The following is an 18648-nucleotide window of genomic DNA, read 5'->3' as shown; positions in this document are numbered from 1 at the left end:
CATAAAAAAACCGCTGCACACAGCGGTTCATTCTGAGCTTGATTTATCGCATTTTATGAATGGAAATATCTTGTGCTGAATCCGCAGTTTTTCCATGCTGATCAAGCATACCAAGACGATTTTTCTGTGTGAAAATCTTGCTGCATCAACGGCAAAGCAATCGAAAACCAAATGACAATCAGCATTACCAGCATAAATCAGGGCATTAGATCATCATAGTTCATAGGGAAACGTCGTTAAGCTGCCAAGCAAATTAAAATAGATTATTAGCATTACTTTTAAATCTTCTAAAGCTAGCTTGATACCTATCTTATCAAGTGTCAAAAGCAACACATCTTATTTTTATTTTCAAACCAACTTTCTAATCATTATTCAAATTTTAATGCTCATTTTTTAAATAATTTAGACCACCCATACAATAACCATGTAGATAATACAAAAGGAAAAATAAGCACCAATACCATCAGTGCATCGCCTTGTATACCATACGCACTGTTTTGAAAGCGCTGGTTATCGAGTTCGATCCATTGCTCTGCTTTTGCAAGCACCTTGGCATCTGACAGCGTGTTCAAATAGATCAGATAGATAAGCCCTGCAACACTACAAGCAGCAAAAATAAACCACAGTCCAGCGATCTGCATTAAGACTATCAAATAAGCTAATACAGCAAGAATGAATAGCATTAGAGTCGAACAAAACAATCGATAAAACCGGGCATTTTCAATTAAAGGCTGATATAGAGACAACATCAAAACTTTCATTATTATTTTCCTTATTTTCATTATAAATAAAAAAACGCCCCTGGACAGAGCAAGAAAGCATTGCTTTCATTGCCTGCACAAGAGCGTCTTTTAAACTGTATTCAGGAATTAGACTTTAGATACTAATTCTGGAATAACAGTGTTCAAGTCACCTACTAACCAGTAGTCAGCTACTGCATTAATTGGTGCTTCTTCGTCTTTGTTGATTGCAACGATCACTTTAGACTCTTTCATACCTGCCAAGTGCTGGATCGCACCAGAGATACCTACAGCGATGTACAGGTCAGGTGCAACGATCTTACCAGTTTGACCAACCTGCATATCGTTAGGAACGAAACCAGCATCAACTGCGGCACGAGATGCACCTTGAGCTGCACCAAGTTTGTCTGCTAGTGGATCAAGGATTTTATGGTAGTTTTCACCAGAACCAACACCACGACCACCAGAAACAACGATACGAGCAGCTGTTAATTCAGGACGTTCAGATTTAACGATTTCTTCATTAATGAACTTAGAAATACCAGCATCACCAGTCGCGGTAGCAGCTTCAACCGCAGCTGAACCACCTTCAGCAGCAACTGGATCAAATGCAGTACCACGAACAGTTGCAACTACAACTGATTCAGAAGATTCTACAGTTGCAATCGCGTTACCTGCGTAGATTGGACGCTTGAATGTATTTGCAGAATCAACCGCAATCACGTCAGTGATCATGCTTACGTCTAGCAAAGCAGCTGCACGTGGCAGAATGTTTTTGCCAGTTGTTGTAGAAGCAGCAAGGATGTGGCTGTAGCCTTTACCTAATTCTGCAACTAATTTAGCAACGTTTTCAGCCAATTGGTTTGCATAAGCAGCGTCGTCAGCAAGCAATACTTTGCTTACGCCCGCAACTTTAGCTGCTTGATCAGCAACTGCTTGAGCGCCAGAACCAGCAACTAATACAGTGATATCACCACCGATTTTTTGCGCCGCAGCAACAACGTTTAAAGTAGCAGCGTTTAATGCTTTGTTGTCGTGCTCAGCGATAACTAAAATACTCATGATTTTTATCCTTCTGTATTAGATCACTTTCGCTTCGTTTTTCAATTTTTCTACAAGTTCGTCTACAGATTTCACTTGTACGCCAGCTTTACGCTCTGCAGGAGATTCAACTTTCACTGTTTTCAGTTTAGTTGTAGTGGTAACCCCGAAATCTGCAGGAGACTTAGTATCAAGCGGTTTTTTACGCGCTTTCATGATGTTTGGAAGAGCAGCATAACGTGGCTCGTTCAAACGTAAGTCAGTGGTAATGATTGCTGGCAGGTTCAATTCAACAGTTTGTAAACCACCGTCGATTTCACGAGTCACTTGTACTTTGTCGCCTTCAACTTTCACTTCAGAAGCGAAAGTACCTTGGCCTGCACCTAAAAGTGCACCAAGCATCTGCCCAACCTGGTTAGAGTCGTCATCAATTGCTTGTTTACCAAGAAGGATCAATTGTGGTTGTTCAGCGTCAACAACGCCTTTAAGAATTTTTGCTACTTCAAGAGCACCTAATTGGCTGTCATCAGCTTCAACTAGGATACCGCGGTCAGCACCAAGAGCCATAGAAGAACGGATTTGTTCTTGAGCTTCTTTAGGACCAATAGAAACAACAACGATTTCTGAAACAGTTCCTTTTTCTTTTAAACGAACCGCTTCTTCCACTGCGATTTCACAGAATGGGTTAATTGACATTTTAACGTTTGTTAAGTCAACACCACTGTTGTCCGGTTTAACACGAACTTTAACGTTGGCATCAACCACACGTTTTACAGCAACAAGAGCCTTCATGTAATCCTCGGCTGTTTTAGCAAATGTAAATATTTAGAAAAGTTAGAATAACTCTTCACTTAAATTTTTTTAGGTGCCCTATCTTGCAATGCGTTCGGCATTTCGGTCAAGTCACAATTCAACAATAGGGTGTAAAAAACGTAATTTTCCTTGAACGTCGCGTTCACATTTCAAGATTTGACATTTATCCAGAACAAATTCCAATCATTTTATTTAAAATTTAACTGTTGATTTTTAATATCTTTTTATTTGATTAAGCACATCAAAAGATTTGATCTATTTTATAGAATTTAATTGCATTTCATGTCGCCATGGGTGGAAAGAATACAAATTACTCTTATCCGAATTTGTCATTTCTGACATATGGTAAAAGATTCGATTAAATCCTCCAGATCCGGTTAAAATTCCCTCTTTATAAATAGAGCAATGAAATATCAAGAAATAATTTTTATAAGAAAATAGATGAAAAAAGCACGCTTGCAATGCGTGCTTTTAATAGGAATTTATGTAGATCTTATGGCTCATTAATTAATGATGAGCCATGATGCAGCAAGCGCCAGCAAACCGCCAGAAGTGCCATCAATCCATTTTTGCTTACGCTCATCAATCTCAGTCGAACGGATCAGTCGGGCAAACAAAAGGCTCAAGGCACAGTACACCACAAAGATCATTCCAATAAAGATAAAAGAAAGAATCAAACCTTGGCTGACTGTGTTTCCGCTTTTATCTATAAATTGCGGCAGAATCGCAAAGTAAATTAGCATGCCTTTTGGATTCAGTAGTGCAGTAAAGAAACCTTTTTTTACCGGATTGCTGGATGTTTTCTTTTCAATGGTCAGCTTATTTTTACTGAATACCGATTTAACCAGACTAAATGCCAGAAATAATAGATAAGCTATCCCTAACCAGCGAATGGTCTCAAACAAAATTGGGAAAGAAACAATGATTGCTGCAATCCCCAGTGCCACCAAAATTGAATGCACCAAATAACCTGAGCACACCCCTACAGTTGCCATCATGCCTGCTTTTGCATCTTTACCCATCACTTGAGACAGGATAAATAGCATATCTGGTCCAGGTGTAAAAATTAGGGGGAGCACGGTCAGTGCAAAGAGTGCAAATACAGACATTTCCTTTTCCTTGTTACATGTCGGAAAGTGAAATTAGTATCTGCGATTTTTTACAAAATAGGCTTTCAATTTATTTTATAATAAGTCTTATTTTTAGAATATTATTCTATTTTATGAAGATATCTTCCAAGTCTATTCGAGTAAAACTCGATCGTATTGATAAAAATATCATTCAGCACTTGCAAGCCAATGGCCGGATTCAGAATAACGATCTGGCAAGGGAAATTGGTCTTTCGCCTTCTTCCTGCTTGCGCCGGGTCAAACTGCTTGAAGATGCCGGCGTAATTCAAAGCTATACTACTATCGTGGATCAGCAAAAAATTGGCTTTCAGCTGATTTTATTTTCTCGTATCTGGCTGGTGGGTCAGGATGCTGAAACTATTGATACCTTTATTGAAGCGATGAAGGAATTACCGCAAGTCATGGAGTGCTATATTATTTTGGGTGAATGTGATGCGATGCTAAAAGTCGTGGTACCAGATCTGGAAAGTTATCGTAAGTTCCAGTCCACGCATCTGACCAAGAAGAATGGCATTACCAGCGTCAAAACAGATTTACCCAGCCAGATTATCAAGCAGAGTTTTCAGCTGCCGTTGGATGACCTTTAAAATTGGCAAAATAGAAAGGACGATAAATATCGTCCTTTTTTATTCACAATCAGTCTTAAACGCGACTTTCCAGAAAGTCGCGGTGCACATGACTGAGATCAATCAGTTCATAAGATTTTAAATCAAAGATTTTCCAGATTTCGATCGCATCTTCTTTCAAATCTACCGCTTTGGTTGCACGTGTGGTCGCTTGCCATTGCAAGTCTGAAATCCAGATATAGTATTCATGAGTATCAGGATTATAAGCTTGAACCTTGCCATCTGTATTAATTCCCTGCACATGTGCACCTTCTGGTAAAGATGCCTCAATATTTGGCAGGCTGATTTCTACAAAATGTTTGATCTGGCGTAAACCATAACCTGCAAAAATTTCCTGTTGAGCCTCGCTCAACTGATCATATTTTTGTTGTATATCTACAATAATCTCTGTGCCCATATGCTTCCAGTCCTGTCAGGCTGAACTCTTTCAGCCATACCCTATTTTTTCAGCTTAAATTTTATTCTTTTTTTATACCTGAATTTAAGCTTCTCGCGAATAAGACCATGGTGAAATATTCTCCACAGTCATTCCATTTCTCTCATCATAAATATTCTTTATGAAAGTTTTATGCCAACTTGTATTTTTTCAGGTGATTTCTTAAGAATTTTCAGGTTTATGTTGTGCCCGTGGATGCGCCTGATCATAAATCTGTGCTAGATGATCAAAATCGACATGCGTATAAATCTGGGTTGTGGTCAGATTATTATGTCCTAGCATTTCCTGCACAGCACGTAAGTCCCGGCTATTCGACAACATATGACTGGCAAAACAATGACGCAGCAAATGCGGATGCAAGTCAACATTAACGCCTGCACGTTGCGCCTGCAACTTGACCCGGTTTTCAATCTGTCTTGCTCCTAGTAGATTCCCTTTCTGGGTAATAAAAACATTTGCTTCTGGCACAAAGTCGCCATTCCATAGAGGATAAATTTGCAACCAGGCCATGACGCTGTCTTTGGCCTTGGAACCAAATGGCACAATACGGGTTTTATTCCCTTTACCCGTAATTCGAAGCAGTTGACGGTTGAAATCGATATCTTTAATTCTTAGACCTTGCACTTCAGCCAAACGTAATCCACTGGAATAAAGCAGCTCCAGAATTGCCTTATCGCGTTTCCACATCTGCTGCTGCACTTCACCTTCAGGTTCGGGCTGATCCAGAATCTGGTTAATGGTTTCAATGTCGACCATACCGGGTAAAGGACGCGATTGTCTTTTCAACTGAAAGTCATCTGCCGGATTAAAGCTGAGATGCTGTGCCTGTTCGGCCCATTTCATAAACTGACGAATTGCTGAAAGTAAACGTTGTAAACTGCTGGAACTTAGGCCCTGTTGCTCGACCTTTTCCGCCATAAACTGGCGCAAATCAGTCGATTCAACATCAGCAAGTGCTAAAGCATTCCGCTGACAAAAATTCAGAAAGTCGGAAACATCACGCTCATAAGCTTGTAAGGTATGTTTGGACTGGTTCTGAATTTCCCGTTCTTTCAGCCAGATCAGTAATAATTCATTGGGATGCATGTTCAACATCCTTTAATTTTTCGAAGAAGGATTGTATGAGCTTACTCACCTGCTCAGCATGAGAAGATGCAAACTGATGATCTGCATCTTGAATTACATGCAATAGTGCATTCCCAAAAACGTTTGACAGATATTGCCCAACCGCAACAGTACTTAAAGGATCCTGATCTCCCCAAATTAATAATACGGGTACTTTAATTTGCGCTAATTGCTCTGCTGAAAATACTGTTTGATCTGTAACAAACCAGTCTGGCACTTGCGAATATTGCTCACGGTAATCAGTTCGCCAGTCCGCACAGCCAAATCCTTGCAGGTTTAATCCGCCTGAAGTGGCGATCAAGACCAGTGCTTTCACTTGTTCTGGCTGGGTCAAGGCTGATCCAGCAGCAAGCACCCCGCCCATCGATTGCGCAACCAGGATCGAGTCATCTGCTATCTGAGTTGATAGATACTGCTGTAAACCTCCAAGATTCTGAATATCCGGATGTGCCTCTACCCCATCAAAACCGGGATAAGCCAGTACCTGATAATGTTTAGGCTGCAGAGATGTAATCAATGGTTGCCAGAAATTCCGGCTTCCTGATGCTCCAGGCAGAAATACAAGCTGATTCATTTCAGTCATTTTGGAATATATATACAAGCTATCCTAGCATAAAAAAAGCACCATTCTGGAATGGTGCTTTTTAAGTATTCAGTTTGAATTAGCTTTGGAAATAGCGTAAGTCCAATCGACCTTCGTAAACGGTCGCGGTTGGTCCAGTCATCCAGACCACATCGCCTTCTTTCCATTCGATCTGCAGCTTACCGCCAGCCAGTTCAATCTCGACATTGTTGGCAAGCAGGCCACGGCGCATGCCTGAAACGGCAGCAGCACAGGCGCCCGTACCACAGGCCAGTGTTTCACCAACACCACGCTCATAGACACGTAAACGTGCATGTTTTTCATCAATGATCTGCATAAACCCAGCATTGACACGCGCAGGGAAACGCTCATGTGATTCCACTTGTGGACCAATACGTGCGACATCAGCATTGATCACATCCGACACGACTGTTACCGCATGTGGATTGCCCATGTTGACCACATCAATGGTCAGCTTCTCACCATCAGCCAGATCAATGTCATATAGGTTTTCCGGCTCATCTGCCAGGAATGGAATTTCCTGTGGCAGGAATTTTGGATAACCCATATTCACACGTACCCAGCCATTGGCACCCAATTCAGGTTCCACAATGCCGGATTTGGTCTGTACTTTGATCTTAGTTTTAGTAGTCAACTGACGTTCATGCACAAAACGGGCAAAGCAACGCACGCCATTACCGCACTGCTCTACTTCAGAACCATCGGCATTGAAAATACGGTATTTAAAGTCAGCACTCGGTACGTCAGGTGGTTCTACAATCAGTAGCTGGTCAAAACCAATACCAAAATTACGATTCGCTAAACGTTGAATGGTCAGGGTATCCAGGTAAGCACGCTGGCTGATCAGATCAACCACCATAAAGTCATTGCCCAGACCATGCATCTTGGTAAATTCAAGTAACATTATTTAGTCTCCTTAAGGCAATAAACGCTCACGTTCCCACAATGATTCGATTGTTTCACGTTCGCGAATCAGATGCGCCTGATCGCCATTGACCATCACTTCAGCAGCACGGCCACGGCTATTATAGTTTGAACTCATGACAAAGCCGTATGCACCCGCGCCCAGCACTGCCAGCACGTCATTTTCCTTGATCGCAAGCTCACGTTCTTTACCCAAGAAATCGCCAGTTTCACAGATCGCGCCAACCACGTCCCATTCTTTGGTTTCGACATCCGTACGCGGCGTTACAGACTGAATGTCCATCCAGGCTTCATATAAAACTGGACGAATCAGGTCGTTCATCGCCGCATCAATGATGGCAAAGTTACGGTGATTAGTCGGTTTCAACAAATCTACTTTGGTCAGCAACACACCCGCATTCGCAGAAATACTACGTCCCGGTTCCATATACACCTTCAGGCCCAGTTTTTCCAAAGCAGGACGTAACGCATTGGCATATTCTTGAACAGATGGCGGTGTCTCATCTTTATACGTCACACCCAGACCACCACCGATATCAATATGTTTAAGGTTGATACCAAGTTCTTTCAACTGATCAATCATCACGATGACACGATCCAGTGCATCGACAAATGGCTGGGTTTCAGTCAGCTGTGAACCGATATGGCAGTCGATCCCAACCACTTCAAGGTTTGGCAACGATGCTGCATATTGATAAGTTTCAAATACGCTATCGGATGGAATACCAAACTTGTTTTCTTTCAGACCAGTTGAAATATATGGATGCGTTTTGGCATCCACGTCTGGATTCACACGCAAAGAAATCGGTGCTTTAACACCAAGCTCTGCTGCCACTTTCTGAATACGGTCTAGCTCGGCATAAGATTCCACATTAAAGCAGGCAATACCGACTTCTAATGCTTTCTTGATATCTGCTTCAGATTTACCTAAACCTGAGAATACGATTTTCGAAGGTTCACCACCCGCTTTCAGCACACGTGCCAGTTCACCACCAGTCACGATGTCAAAGCCAGCACCCTGCTTTGCCAGTACATTCAATACCGCAAGATTGGAGTTTGACTTTACGGCAAAACAGATCTGATGATCGATAAAGTCAAATGCACGGTCCATGTCTAGATAATGCTTTTCAAAAGTCGCTTTTGAATAAACATAGAGTGGTGTGCCAAATTGCTGTGCCAGCTGTTGTAGTGAACATTGCTCGGCATGCAATACCCCATTAATGCGGGTGAAACTCATGAAGGTATCCTTTCTTTGAAAGCGTTAAGGTGTAGGGGTTGAATCTGAGGCTTCGGGTGCAGCAAACTGTTGTTGCACAGGTGCATCTCGTTCTTCATCGGAAGTTTTAGACTCAGCTTCGGTATTTTTATAGAGCAGATACTTGGCACGCTTGTCGTAATCCGGATCATTCGGCAAGTGCAAAGCACCCGACTGACCACAACCTGCAAGAGCAAGACCTGTTGCTAAGATACTGATGTAGCAAATGACTTGGCGCATCTGACCACCTAATTGAATAGTTTCGATGAAGTATAACGCGATCATTCGCCATGACCAAAGCGTTAAACGCTAGAGAGTATCTTTAGACAAAAAAAAACGCCAGCAGATCGCTGACGTTTTTATTGATATGGATTATTTATGTTTCTGTTTATAGAAGCCTAAATAGCCCAGAATCAACAGAATAAACCAGATTGGACTAACCATTAGTGCACGACGAGTATCATCTTCCAGAGATAACACGCCAATCATACCAACAAAGAAAATGATCACGATCCAGCAGGTAAATAAACCACCAGGTAGCTTAAATACTGATTTCGCATGTAGCTCTGGACGGGTACGGTAATAGATCATGTAACTCCAGATGATCATCAGCCATACACAGATAAATAGAATGGTCGATAAAGTCGTCGCCAGAGTAAAGGCTTCAACCGTATTCGGCACGAAATACTGCAATGCTGCGCCTAACAGTAAACATACTGCAGAGAAATAAAGTGCATTGGCTGGGACCGCACGCGAGTTCAGACGACCAAACGCTTTTGGAGCCTGTTCTTCACGGGACAGACCGAACAGCATACGGCTGGTTGAGAACACACCACTGTTCATGGATGACATCACCGATGACAGCACCACTAAGTTCATGATGATCGCAGCTGCGGCAATGCCTGCCTGGCTAAACAGGTTTACGAACGGAGAAACGCTTGGATTAATCTGATCCCATGGCGTTACTGACATCACAATAATCAGAGCAAGTACATAGAAAATAATGATACGGATCGGAATCGAGTTCACTGCTTTTGGTAAGTTACGCTCTGGATCCTTAGTTTCTGCAGCCGTGGTACCGACCAACTCTACACCCACGAAGGCAAAGATCGCAATCTGGAAACCAGCCAGGAAGCCCATAGTACCTGTTGGGAATAAACCACCATGATCCCAGATATGGGCAAAGGACGCGACCGTACCGGCATCGTTGGCAAAGCCAGTGAAGATCATCCACAGACCGACACCAATCAGCACGATGATAGCGATGATCTTGATCAGGGCAAACCAGAACTCCATCTCACCAAACAGTTTTACCGTTGCCAAGTTTAACCCCATGATAAAGACAATGGAGGCAATACTGATCAGCACCCCTTCGCCCGGGGTAAATGGGAGACCATTATTAAAGAACTGTAAATAATAGATAATTGCGGACAGATCAGCGATACCAATGGTGATCCAGCACAGCCAGTAAGTCCACCCGACAAAATAGCCGGCCCAAGGTCCGATCAAATCCGTCGTGAAATCGATGAATGACTTATATTGTAAATTTGATAGCAGTAACTCGCCCAATGCACGCATCACGAGAAATACCATGAAACCAATGATCATATAGATCACCAGGATCGAAGGTCCTGCCAAACTAATGGTTTTACCAGAGCCCATAAACAGGCCGGTACCAATAGCACCTCCAATCGCAATCAGCTGCAGGTGTCGATTGGATAAACTACGCTGCAGCTCGCCGTTTTCGGACGACGAACCAGTTTGATGACCTGACATTATTTTTCAACTTCGATGTCTAATCGCGACAAATTACCGCAAAAAAGGGGGAATACAAAAAGAAAATTCGCATCATTTGTATTTTCCGCCTAATCTTAAAAGTTAATTTATTTTTCTTATATAGAAAATAAATACTCTTTAGTCGTAGAAGCTATAGATAATTTTCCAGCATATTTGTTGTAAAACTTCAAAAACTGTGTAAAAAATAAACCTATAAAAATGTCGTGAATAGTGCTGAGGATGAGCACGTCTGGCATGTCATTTGCTTGATTAAAATTAAGTGAACTTTAAACTGATACTCAGGACGAATAAGAAGAACTTTATGCAAAATTTACAAAGCATCATGGAAACCCTCAGTGGTTGGGTCTGGGGTCCATATATGCTGGTACTGATTGTCGGTACTGGCGTATTCCTTACTTTCCGATTACTTTTCTGGCAATTCCGTATGTTGCCACTGGCCTTTAAACAGGTTTTTGGCAAACACCCTTCCCACGAAGGCGATATTTCCCAGTTTAGCTCACTCATGACCGCCCTTTCTGCCACCATTGGTACCGGTAATATTGCAGGCGTGGCAACTGCCTGTGTCTTGGGTGGCCCAGGTGCAGTTTTCTGGATGTGGATGACTGCCCTGTTCGGTATGGCGACCAAATATGGCGAAGGCGTTCTGGCGGTAAAATACCGGGTAAAAAATGAGAAAGGTGAAATGTCTGGCGGTCCGATGTATTACATCGAACGCGGCCTGAAATGGAAATGGCTAGCCTTAATTTTCGCATTTTTTGGTGCTGTTGCCTCTTTCGGGATCGGCAGCTCGGTACAGTCTAATACTGTAGCACTGGCCGTTGAAAATGGTTTTGGTCTGGAAACCTGGATTACAGGCGTGATCATCACAGCCTTTTCTGCACTGGTGATTCTAGGCGGGATTAAATCCATTGCCAGAGCTTCTTCCTTTATTGTACCGATCATGGCGATTGGTTATGTCGCGGGCGGTCTGATCATTATTTTTAACAATCTGGAGCTGGTTGGCCCTGCCCTGAAAATGATCTTTACCTATGCATTCACCGGTGAAGCAGCAGTTGGTGGCGCTATTGGTGCAGCGATTCGCTACGGTGTGGCACGTGGTGTATTCTCGAATGAAGCCGGTATGGGTTCAGCACCGATTGCTGCTGCTGCAGCAAAAACGGATCACCCGGCTCGTCAGGGTCTGGTATCGATGACAGGTACTTTTATTGATACCATTATTGTCTGTTCGATTACCGGTATTGTGCTGGTGATGGGCTTTATCATGGCTGGCAATGATTTTGGTGGTCAAACTGGTGCGGTACTGACTATCGGTGTATTCGACAAACTGTTACCGGGCGTTGGTGGTTGGGTCGTGACCTTCGGCATTATCTTCTTTGCCTACTCCACTATTCTGGGCTGGAGCTACTACGGCGAAAAATGTGCGACTTATCTCTTAGGTGAAAAGTTTGTTTTGCCTTATCGCATTATTTACATTGCTACCGTATTCATTGGCTGTATAGCTACACTAGATCTGGTCTGGCTATTTGCCGATACTTTCAACGGTCTGATGGCGATTCCAAACTTGATCGGCTTGTTACTGCTTTCAGGTGTGATTGCCAAAGAATCGAAAGACTTTATTGCCCGACGCAAATCTGGTGAGCTTTATTAATATAATCTAAAGCCCTAAAGAAAAAAGCCACTGTAAAAGTGGCTTTTTTTTACGGTCCCAGTGTTCTAAACAAAATCAGTTCAGACGACCTGAAAATTCATCGTCATCATGATTTTGATTAAGATTCAGAAATTCCTCACGATCTGCTTTAATCTCAAGCGCAGTTTCCAAAGATAAAACAAAAAATAGTACGCCAGGAATTTTCATTTCTCCTTCGCTATCTTCCAGATGGTCACTCAGCATTTGATAGATTGGGTTGGCTTCATCAAATGGCACATCGATATAAAGATCACCTGAATAGCTTTCAATCACACCGGGTTGTTCAATCCCCATACATGGTGCAAAAGCAATTTGGCGTTGCTCCAGCCACTCCATCAGATTCTGGCGCAGGTGATAGGAGTCAGCATCTGCATTTTCATGTTCATAATTTTCAAAATGTACAAATAATACATCACGGTCTTTTTCACGTGCGATTGCATCAATATGTTGCATATGTTGTGGCATGTTTGGTTTCCTGTTCCCGTGATGATTAAGGTCATTATAGGGTGTATTTGATGCTCATGTAGAGTAGCAGATGCAGATACGTCACACGCTGACGTAAAACAGCGAATTTTTCAGGTGAAGATCTTGGTTTTCAGTGGCATTCACCGCTATGCTGTAGCCCTATTCCCAATCTTGTTTTTCGGAAACTATGGCTAAAGCAAAAAGTGTCTATCGTTGTGAGCAATGTGGTGCAGACCATCCTAAATGGTCTGGTCAGTGCGCTGAATGTGGTGAGTGGAACAGCTTGCTGGAAGTCAACATTGCACCTGCGGTGACTCATCGTGCCCAGCCTAAAATTGGCGGTTATGCTGGTCAGGCCGCTGCGATTACCACGCTTAATAAAGTTTCCGTTTCACATGAAAGTCGCATGCCGACCGGAATTGGAGAATTCGACCGGGTTCTGGGTGGTGGTCTGGTGACAGGTTCCGTTGTGTTGATTGGTGGTGATCCGGGGATTGGTAAATCGACTATTCTGCTACAAACCGCCACACATATGGCCGCGGGTAACAGTTCCGCACTCTATGTGACAGGTGAAGAATCTTTATCACAGGTGGCATTACGGGCCCAGCGTCTAGACTTGCCAACTGAACATCTTAAAGTTATGGCAGAAACCTGTGTGGAACGCATTTGTGAAGTACTGGCACAGGAACGACCAGCGGTTGCAATCCTCGACTCGATTCAAACGCTTTATACTGAAACCTTGCAGTCTGCACCGGGTGGTGTATCACAGATTCGTGAATCAGCAGCGCTCCTGACCCGTTTTGCCAAAAATAGCGGAACTGCCTTGTTTATTGTCGGCCATGTCACCAAAGAAGGTGCACTCGCAGGTCCGCGTGTGCTGGAACATATGGTGGACTGCGTTCTATATTTTGAAGGTCAGTCAGATTCGCGTTATCGAATGATCCGTGCGGTAAAAAACCGATTTGGTGCGGTGAATGAACTTGGTGTATTCGGTATGACCGATAAGGGCTTGCGTGAAGTCTCCAACCCGTCTGCCATTTTTCTGAGTCGTTATGATGAGGCGATTCCGGGTTCAATTGTGATGATCAGCCGCGAAGGTACACGTCCGCTGCTAGTTGAAGTTCAGGCACTGGTCGATGATGCGCATGGTCAACCGCGTCGTGTAGCGTTAGGTCTGGAACAAAACCGTCTGAATATGCTGTTAGCCGTAATGCATCGTCATGGCGGCGTACAAACCTCTGGTCAGGATGTCTATGTCAATATCGTCGGTGGTTTAAAGATTACTGAAACGGGTTCTGATCTGGCCGTTCTACTTGCCTGTGCATCGAGTATCCGTGGTAAAGCTCTGCCGCAGCAACTGGCTGTGTTTGGTGAAGTTGGTCTATCAGGAGAAATCCGTCCAGTACCCAATGGTCAGGAGCGTCTCAAAGAAGCCATCAAGCATGGTTTTAAATATATTATCCTGCCGCGTGCCAATGCCCCGCAGAAAGAAATTCCGGGCGTACGCTTTATTGCGGTTGCCCGTCTGCATGAAGCCCTCAGTGAAGCAATGACTTTGAGTGATGAACTGTAGGATTCAATTTATAGCACTCAGTTTGGAATTTCGGTAAAAAAAATACAGTTTTTTGATTGAAATTCCATGTAAAGCCTATATAAATAGAGTGTTCAAATATATTTTTTACATAGGAAAACTGAATGGAAGTTCGACAGCGCGGTTTGATCGCGGGTTTCTTGACTGCAGCATTACTGGTTGCGCCTCTAGCTGCTGAAGCAAAACGTGCCGGTGGTGGTAAAAGCCATGGTATGCAACGTTCTGCTGCGCCGACTCAGACTTATCAGCAACCCCGTCAGGCAGCTCCTGCACAACAGGCTCCGACTGCAGGTGCAGCAACTCAGCAGAAATCTGGTTCTGGTGTTGGTGGTATGGTTGCAGCGGGTGTAGCAGGTGCTGCAATTGGTGCTGTCGCAGCTAATGCACTGGCTGATGACAAAGATGCACAAGCTGCTTCTGAAGCTCAAGCTGCTCAACAGCAAGAGGAACAAGGCGGTATCCCAGGCTGGATCTGGATCTTGCTTGCTGCAGCTGTTGCCTTCTTCATTTTCCGTAAGATGGGTGCAAAAAAAAAAGTAGCTTCTAGCAATCCATTTGCGCCAAACAGTGGTGCTGGTCAATCAGCACCATTTGGTCAAACACCTGCTACACCTCGTGGTGGTGATAACACCAATATCTTTGGTCAAAATGTAGGTGGTAATGCACCAACCAACAATGCGCCATTTGGTTCAGCACCAGCGAGCGCACCGTTTGGTACTGCATATACCAACAGTGGTAGCCAGCTTCCTGATGGAACTGAACCTGCTACGTTCTTACGTGTTGCACGTCAGCGTTTTAACCACATTCAGTCTATGAATACGGCAAGTAACATTACAGAAATTAAGCGTTACCTGACCCCTGACCTTTACCAGTCAATGTATAACGACATTATGGCAAATCAGGATCAGGACGTTGCTGAGTTCTCTAACCTGAATGCCATGGTTGTAGACTCATCAAATGAAAATGGCCAATACGTGGTGAGCGTACGTTTCACTGGTACAGTCAGTGAAGATCTGAACAGCCTGCCACAGCCATTTGCTGAAGTTTGGCACTTTGTGAAGCCTGCGGGTTCTAACCAGGACTGGTTGGTTGCTGGTATTCAGCAAGAAAACTAAGACTTCATTATTTTCAATAAAACAGCGGCTCTTGAGTCGCTGTTTTGCTTTCTGGATCTTTAAAAAATAAAAAATCTATTCTTCTATGTTTCCTATTGGCTTTATTGTCATTTCCAGAGAAATAGCTTAATTCGCCTGTTTTCAGCGCGATCAGTCTACCTTTATACAAAAGCCAGTCTTCGGATTGGCTTTTTTATTTTGAACCTTTTAAGCTAGATACAAAGATATTTGAGATTTTGACATGACTGAGCGTGTTTCTCCCCCTGCCACTTTGGCAAATCGCGCACTGGCAGGCAATGCCGAAGCACAATTTGAGCTTGCCGAACTATATATGCACAGCGAGCATGAAGATGACATTATTCTGGCTGAAGAATGGGCATTAAAAGCTGCCAATGGTGGTCTGGTTGAAGCCATGTACTGGCTAGGTGAAGGCTATACAGTGTATGCCAAGGAAATCGCCGAGGATGATCCTGAAGATTCTAAAGCTCACTTTGAGTTAGCCTATTACTGGTTGAGCAAAGCTAATTTCGAGAAACACCCTGCAGCGACTTTAGAACTGGCTGGTTTTTACCGTCGTGGAGATGTAGTAGAAAAAGATGTCGAAAAATCCATTGCACTTGTAAAGCAAGCTGCTGAATGGGGTGAAGTACAGGCCATGCGTGACCTTGCCTTTATTTATGCCAATGGTCTTGGTGTTATAGCTGACGATATACAGGCAGATTATTGGACCCAGAAAGCAGATGAAATTGAACAAGAAATAGAATAAATAAAAAACCCATCAAATGATGAGTTTTTTTTCAATCTACAATTCCAGCATTATCTTTATAACGTCGCTGCGGATCATATGGATCGGAATATTGAAGCGACTGGAACAACCTGAGAGCACACACACTCATTATCAGTACAAATCCTAAAATAATGATGGCGTAAGCATATTCAAAGATGGTCCAGCTTTGCGGATTAGAACCAAACTGATTGAAATCAAGCTTGAAACATCCCCAAGTCAAAATTAAGCAGCCGAATGTCGCAAAACCAATTATTTTGACCGGCTTTAATGCAATATCCAAATTGGTTCGAGCTAAATTGGGATAATGCTGAATAACATGGATCTTTTGCTGATCACCAATCTGTACATTGAACATCTTCACATCAAATTTACTATGAAACCGGCGTTTATAGCCCTGACAATGATATTCAAGCACTGCTTCATTTCGGACATTGCGATTTGGTCGAGATGAATAGTTTTTCCGTTCGATGGCGACCACTTGACTATCTAGCAATACGCCTTCATTGAGAAAATACTGCCACTCGCGATACCTAAATATTTCGCGAATCAGTAATCCAAGCCCGAAAATTATCAAAATAATGGCATAGCTATTTTGCATTGTTCTTTATTCATTATTGTTTTGAATTGCCTCAAATACAAAATTTGAGCCCGATGACCGATTTTAAAATAGCACCTTATTTAGCGCATCTTCATGAAATATCAATTCATATTATGACATTGATCTTTATCTGATCAATTTAACATTGGAACTCAAATCAAATCCAAGTACAATACCCCGCTAGTCGAGGGATGCTGCGACGTTTTACAGGTACGAAATGTAAAAGCGCCAGGCTCGACGATCGGTCTATCTTTTTCTAGGTAGACCAACAACGGCATCCGCGAACAGAACGATCCAATCTATTTTTTCCTAGGAGATCCTGATGAACGCGGTTACTGCTTCATTTACAGATTATAAAGTTGCCGATATTTCACTTGCTGATTACGGCCGTAAAGAAATCAAACTTGCCGAAGCTGAAATGCCAGCCCTCATGGGTCTGCGTAAACGTTACTCAGCTGCTAAACCACTTGCTGGTGCCAAAATCCTTGGCTGTATCCACATGACCATTCAAACTGCAGTTTTAATCGAAACTCTGGTTGAATTGGGCGCAGAAGTTCGTTGGACTTCTTGTAATATCTTCTCTACTCAAGATCACGCTGCTGCTGCAATCGCTGCGCGCGGTATTCCTGTATTTGCTTGGAAAGGCGAAACAGAAGAAGAATACATGTGGTGTCTTGAACAACAGATCAATGTCAATGGCACACCTTGGGATGCCAACATGATTCTGGATGATGGCGGTGACTTGACTGCTGTTGTTCACGAAAAATATCCTGAACTGATTGCGAAAATCCACGGTATTACTGAAGAAACCACGACTGGTGTAGCGCGTCTTCTTGAAATGTGGAAAGACGGTTCACTTAAAGTTCCTGCAATCAACGTAAACGATTCAGTAACTAAATCTAAAAACGACAACAAATACGGTTGCCGTCACTCTCTAAATGATGCGATCAAACGCGGTACAGATATGCTTTTATCTGGCCGTCGTGCACTTGTAATTGGTTATGGTGACGTAGGTAAAGGTTCTGCTCAGTCTCTTCGTCAAGAAGGCATGATCGTACGTGTATCAGAAATCGATCCAATCTGTGCAATGCAAGCTTGTATGGACGGCTACGAAGTTGTTTCTCCGTACAAAAACGGCGTTCAAACTGGCAAAAAAGAAGATGTGAACGTTGATCTTCTTCAAAATACTGACCTGATCGTGACTACAACTGGTAACTACCACGTATGTGACGCTGCGATGCTAGATACACTGAAAGCTGGCGCAGTGGTTTGTAACATCGGTCACTTTGACACTGAAATCGATACCAACTACCTACGTGGTTACAAATGGGTTGAAGTTAAACCTCAAGTACACCAAGTGTATCGTTCAGAAAATGAAAACGATTACCTGATCCTTCTTTCTGAAGGTCGTCTAGTGAATTTGGGTAATGCAACGGGTCACCCTTCACGTGTTATGGACGGTTCTTTTGCGAACCAGGTTCTAGGTCAAATGCACTTGTTCGCTGAGAAATTTGCTGATCTTCCAGAAGACCAAAAACAAGCGGCGATTCGTGTAGAACTACTTCCTAAGAAACTAGATGAAGAAGTTGCTGCTGCAATGGTTGCAGGTTTCGGTGGTGTTCTGACTCAATTGACGCCAGAACAGGCAGATTACCTAGGTGTACCTGTTGAAGGTCCGTTTAAATCTGACGCTTATAAATATTAATACCCCTCACCCCATCCCTCTCCCTGAGCTTGTTTTAAGCATTGCTTTAAAACAAGCGTAAGAGAGGGTGACCATCCAAATTATTTTCAATGAAGTTTTAATGACTTCAAGTGAAAAAAATATGGGCTTAAACCCTGCATAATTCAGTAATGAATTCTCCTCTCCCTTTGGGAGAGGTCAGGGAGAGGGTGATAAGTAAAAAGTATTTA

General features: G+C 43.0%; 19 protein-coding genes. 6 read left to right on the top strand and 13 right to left on the bottom strand.

All coding sequences use genetic code 11. The features are described 5' to 3' along the window. Positions 1-386: 386 nt before the first annotated feature. The 4 genes from BS636_RS09610 to BS636_RS09595 all read right to left on the bottom strand — a co-directional run bounded on the left by BS636_RS09610 (position 387) and on the right by BS636_RS09595 (position 3703). Positions 387-761, bottom strand: coding sequence for a hypothetical protein (locus BS636_RS09610; RefSeq protein WP_099338547.1), 375 nt, complete (start codon positions 759-761; stop codon positions 387-389). A gap of 108 nt (positions 762-869) precedes the next feature. Next, complete coding sequence (locus tag BS636_RS09605; protein ID WP_099338546.1) at positions 870-1802, bottom strand: electron transfer flavoprotein subunit alpha/FixB family protein; 933 nt, start codon at positions 1800-1802, stop codon at positions 870-872. Between the two features lie 18 nt (positions 1803-1820). After that, positions 1821-2573, bottom strand: a complete 753-nt coding sequence (locus BS636_RS09600; protein ID WP_099338545.1) for an electron transfer flavoprotein subunit beta/FixA family protein — start codon at positions 2571-2573, stop codon at positions 1821-1823. A gap of 524 nt (positions 2574-3097) precedes the next feature. After that, a complete protein-coding gene (locus tag BS636_RS09595; RefSeq protein ID WP_099338544.1) occupies positions 3098-3703 on the bottom strand; it encodes a LysE family translocator in 606 nt (201 codons plus the stop codon). Between the two features lie 113 nt (positions 3704-3816). Between BS636_RS09595 and BS636_RS09590 the strand changes: the two genes are divergently transcribed. Beyond that, complete coding sequence (locus BS636_RS09590; protein ID WP_004815034.1) at positions 3817-4311, top strand: Lrp/AsnC family transcriptional regulator; 495 nt, start codon at positions 3817-3819, stop codon at positions 4309-4311. A 55-nt stretch (positions 4312-4366) separates the two neighbouring features. Here BS636_RS09590 and BS636_RS09585 read toward each other — a convergent pair whose 3' ends face one another. From BS636_RS09585 to BS636_RS09555, 7 genes are all read right to left on the bottom strand, one after another. Next, positions 4367-4747, bottom strand: a complete 381-nt coding sequence (locus BS636_RS09585) for a hypothetical protein (RefSeq protein WP_099338543.1) — start codon at positions 4745-4747, stop codon at positions 4367-4369. Between the two features lie 201 nt (positions 4748-4948). Further along, positions 4949-5872 carry a tyrosine-type recombinase/integrase gene (locus tag BS636_RS09580; RefSeq protein WP_171266007.1) on the bottom strand — a complete coding sequence of 308 codons (924 nt, stop codon included), beginning with the start codon at positions 5870-5872 and terminating at the stop codon, positions 4949-4951. Beyond that, a complete protein-coding gene (locus BS636_RS09575; protein ID WP_099339642.1) occupies positions 5859-6485 on the bottom strand; it encodes an alpha/beta fold hydrolase in 627 nt (208 codons plus the stop codon). The genes BS636_RS09580 and BS636_RS09575 overlap by 14 nt, the downstream gene beginning before the upstream one ends. 88 nt (positions 6486-6573) lie before the next feature. After that, positions 6574-7419 carry a diaminopimelate epimerase gene (gene dapF, locus BS636_RS09570; RefSeq protein WP_099338541.1) on the bottom strand — a complete coding sequence of 282 codons (846 nt, stop codon included), beginning with the start codon at positions 7417-7419 and terminating at the stop codon, positions 6574-6576. A 12-nt stretch (positions 7420-7431) separates the two neighbouring features. Further along, positions 7432-8676 carry a diaminopimelate decarboxylase gene (lysA, locus tag BS636_RS09565; RefSeq protein ID WP_099338540.1) on the bottom strand — a complete coding sequence of 415 codons (1245 nt, stop codon included), beginning with the start codon at positions 8674-8676 and terminating at the stop codon, positions 7432-7434. Between the two features lie 24 nt (positions 8677-8700). Continuing rightward, complete coding sequence (gene lptM / locus BS636_RS09560; RefSeq protein WP_099339641.1) at positions 8701-8934, bottom strand: LPS translocon maturation chaperone LptM; 234 nt, start codon at positions 8932-8934, stop codon at positions 8701-8703. A 132-nt stretch (positions 8935-9066) separates the two neighbouring features. After that, positions 9067-10470 carry an amino acid permease gene (locus tag BS636_RS09555; protein WP_099338539.1) on the bottom strand — a complete coding sequence of 468 codons (1404 nt, stop codon included), beginning with the start codon at positions 10468-10470 and terminating at the stop codon, positions 9067-9069. Between the two features lie 322 nt (positions 10471-10792). On the opposite strand from BS636_RS09555, the gene BS636_RS09550 reads away from it, so the two are divergent. After that, on the top strand, positions 10793-12139 hold the full coding sequence (locus BS636_RS09550) for an alanine/glycine:cation symporter family protein (RefSeq protein ID WP_004815015.1): 1347 nt from the start codon (positions 10793-10795) through the stop codon (positions 12137-12139). Between the two features lie 75 nt (positions 12140-12214). On the opposite strand, the gene BS636_RS09545 is transcribed toward BS636_RS09550, so the two are convergent. Then, on the bottom strand, positions 12215-12643 hold the full coding sequence (locus BS636_RS09545) for a hypothetical protein (protein ID WP_099338538.1): 429 nt from the start codon (positions 12641-12643) through the stop codon (positions 12215-12217). Between the two features lie 187 nt (positions 12644-12830). On the opposite strand from BS636_RS09545, the gene radA reads away from it, so the two are divergent. From radA to BS636_RS09530, 3 genes are all read left to right on the top strand, one after another. Next, positions 12831-14216 carry a DNA repair protein RadA gene (radA, locus tag BS636_RS09540; protein WP_004815011.1) on the top strand — a complete coding sequence of 462 codons (1386 nt, stop codon included), beginning with the start codon at positions 12831-12833 and terminating at the stop codon, positions 14214-14216. 122 nt (positions 14217-14338) lie between these two features. After that, complete coding sequence (locus tag BS636_RS09535) at positions 14339-15349, top strand: Tim44 domain-containing protein (protein ID WP_099338537.1); 1011 nt, start codon at positions 14339-14341, stop codon at positions 15347-15349. A gap of 241 nt (positions 15350-15590) precedes the next feature. Next, complete coding sequence (locus BS636_RS09530) at positions 15591-16115, top strand: tetratricopeptide repeat protein (protein WP_099338536.1); 525 nt, start codon at positions 15591-15593, stop codon at positions 16113-16115. 31 nt (positions 16116-16146) lie between these two features. On the opposite strand, the gene BS636_RS09525 is transcribed toward BS636_RS09530, so the two are convergent. Continuing rightward, positions 16147-16734, bottom strand: coding sequence for a hypothetical protein (locus tag BS636_RS09525; RefSeq protein ID WP_099338535.1), 588 nt, complete (start codon positions 16732-16734; stop codon positions 16147-16149). A gap of 322 nt (positions 16735-17056) precedes the next feature. Here BS636_RS09525 and ahcY point away from each other — a divergent pair, with 322 nt between their 5' ends. Then, entirely contained in the window at positions 17057-18439 is a 1383-nt protein-coding gene (gene ahcY / locus BS636_RS09520) for an adenosylhomocysteinase (RefSeq protein ID WP_099338534.1), read from the top strand. Positions 18440-18648 lie beyond the last annotated feature (209 nt).

Origin of the sequence: Acinetobacter sp. LoGeW2-3 (assembly GCF_002688565.1) — a bacterium.
Taxonomy (GTDB): domain Bacteria; phylum Pseudomonadota; class Gammaproteobacteria; order Pseudomonadales; family Moraxellaceae; genus Acinetobacter.
Note: the sequence above shows the minus strand (reverse complement) of the source record. Positions and strands in the feature narration are given on the sequence as shown.